The organism is Sphingobium sp. AS12 (assembly GCF_019097845.1).
In the GTDB taxonomy this organism is placed as follows: Bacteria; Pseudomonadota; Alphaproteobacteria; order Sphingomonadales; family Sphingomonadaceae; genus Sphingobium.
Genome location: NZ_JAHRGM010000064.1, coordinates 1 through 2,514, shown reverse-complemented (window position 1 = coordinate 2,514; position 2,514 = coordinate 1). Strand labels below are relative to the sequence as shown.

Here is a 2,514-nt window from a genome sequence, read left to right as displayed (position 1 = left end):
GAATCTGGAGGTTTCTGTGAGGTCGCGCGGCGGAACGCGGGCGTCATGGCACCGTGCGCGACCTCATTGAAGCCGGATTGAGCTAACCCGCTGACGCGGGCCACAGCTATGGGATTAGTAGCGTGCGGGCGGCTTGGCGACGGATGCGGCCGTGCTGCTGTGGACGGCGATCGTGGTGAACATGACGACATTGGATGCCGTTAGATATGTGTTGGCGCCGTTGAACGACGCAGATGGTCCCGGTTCCAGCGGCATCATGGCTCGGGGACATAGGTAGTCTGTCGCGCCGGTCGGTATCGACACCAGCGCAAGATATGCCTGCCTGAGGATGCGCTGAGGGTTCATGATGTATCCGGACAGGGTTGAGCGTACCGGTAGCTGACCCGTGGCAGGGCAGCGACAATGCGTAGCGCACCACCGCAGCAGGGACAGATGGTCGGGTCGAAACGTGCTCGACTCTTGATCGCGGCGATAACTGCCGGCTCGGCGTTGGTGGCTTGCGGCGGTGGCAGGAGCCGACGGATCATCGCGAGCCGGGCCTTGCGGCAACCGTTAGCGAGAAACCCATAATGTCGGATACGGTGAAAGCCGTCGGGCAGGCTGTGGATCAGAAAGCGCCGAATAAACTCGTCTGGAGTAAGCGACATCACCTTTGACGCGTTGCCGTGCCGATAATCACGCCAGCGGAAAGAGACGCCGGTATTGTCGGCGCGGACCAAACGACTGTTGGCAATGGCGACGCGGTGCGTGTAGCGGCCGAGATAGGCGAGGACATGCTCGGGCGACCCAAATGGGGGCTTGGAGAAGACGATCCAGTCCTTGCGACCAAGCTGACGGACTAACATTGCGAACGTGTCGGCATCTTCGAGCCCGGTGAGCGTGCCCGAGAAGCGGAGCCTGCCTGCAACGTGAGCGGTCCGAAGCCGTTCGAGAAATAGCCGCCGAAACAGGCGAGAGAGCACGTGGACGGGCAGGAAGAAGCGAGGCCGACAGGCGAGCCAGCGCTCGCCATCGACCAGTGCGCCGCCGGGAACGAGACAGTGGATATGGGGATGATGGGTGAGCGCCTGACCCCAGGTATGAAGAATGGCAAGGAAGCCGATCTCGCCACCAAGGTGCCGTGAATCTGCAGCAATGGTCTTCAGCGTCGCCGCGACCGCATCGAACAGGATCGCATAGACAACAGCTTTGTTGTGGAACGCGATCTCTGCCACCTCCGACGGCACCGTGAACACGACGTGGAAGTACGGCACCGGCAACAGATCGGCCTGGCGATCTGCTAGCCACCGCTCGCGGGTTGCGGTCTGGCACTTGGGGCAATGTCGGTTGCGACAGCTATTATACGCGGCGCGGCTATGACTGCAGTCTTCGCACGCCTCAAGATGTCCCCCAAGTGCCGCCGTTCGGCAGAGCTCGATAGCCGACATGACCCGGCGTTCCACGCGGCCAATATGGCCATCGTGGGCGAGACGATAAGCTTGACCATGGCGCCGGAATATATCCGCCACCTCCAGTTCGGCACGCACTGCCACTAATCAGGCGGGCGGCACCACCTCAAGCGTCAGTCGGTCGAACGGACTTTGCGTCTTCGAGATCGTCGTTGCCGCGACATGGGTATAGCGAGCCGTCGTCGAGAGGTGGCTATGGCCCAAAAGCACCTGGATAATCCGGATATCGACGCCGCTTTCCAGCAGATGCGTCGCGAAGCTGTGCCTGAGAGTATGGACGCTGACGCGCTTGACGAGGCCTGCTGCCTTTGTCGCGGATCGGCAGGCAGCATGGAGCACCTGGACGTCGATCGGCTTGTCGCCCCGTCCAGGGAACAGCCATATCTCTGGACGTGCAAGCCGCCAGTACGTCCGCAGTATCCCGAGAAGCTGAGGCGAAAGCATGACTGCGCGATCCTTGCCACCCTTGCCGTGACGGACCTGGATCAGCATCCGGTCGCTATCGATATCAGCGATCTTCAAGCCGATCGTCTCGGACGCTCGAAGCCCGGCGGCGTAGGCTGTCGTTAACGCGGCACGGGCTTTAAGCGAGGGGACCGCCTCGAGAAACCGGACGACCTCGTCAGCGCTCAGAATGTCCGGCAGCTTGCGCGGCGTACGGGCGTAGGCGATACGTTCCGGAATCTCCTCACGATCGAGCGTGACGCCGTAGAAGAAGCGAAGCGCACACACCGTCTGGTTGAGAGCGCCCCAGGAAACGCCCTGCGATACGAGGTAGACTTGGAAAGCACGAACGTCCTCGAGGCCAAGCTGATCGGGTGATCGCTTGTGAAACCGACTGAACCGCTTGACCGCATGGATGTACGATCGCTGCGTGGCGGGCGATAGGTTGCGTAGGCTCATATCGTCGATCATACGACGACGCAGCGGACTTACCGCTGTCGTGGCATCTGTCATGGGATGGTCTCCTGGTTGAGGGTTGGTCCAGCAACCAAACCTTCTCATCAGGAGGCCATTCCGGCCAATACCCACCTCGCTCCCGCGTCAGCGGGTTAGTTCAATCCCC

3 protein-coding genes are annotated in these 2,514 nt (G+C 61.4%); all 3 read right to left on the bottom strand.

Translation table 11 applies throughout. The features are described from left to right. Positions 1 to 114: 114 nt before the first annotated feature. Positions 115 to 258: a hypothetical protein gene (locus KRZ98_RS19810; protein WP_188062717.1), complete on the bottom strand. Its 144-nt coding sequence runs from the start codon at positions 256 to 258 to the stop codon at positions 115 to 117. Positions 259 to 341: 83 nt separating this feature from the next. Continuing rightward, positions 342 to 1,526, bottom strand: a complete 1,185-nt coding sequence (locus KRZ98_RS19805) for an IS91 family transposase (protein ID WP_188062716.1) — start codon at positions 1,524 to 1,526, stop codon at positions 342 to 344. 9 nt (positions 1,527 to 1,535) lie between these two features. After that, complete coding sequence (locus tag KRZ98_RS19800) at positions 1,536 to 2,405, bottom strand: tyrosine-type recombinase/integrase (protein WP_217674977.1); 870 nt, start codon at positions 2,403 to 2,405, stop codon at positions 1,536 to 1,538. Positions 2,406 to 2,514: the final 109 nt, after the last annotated feature.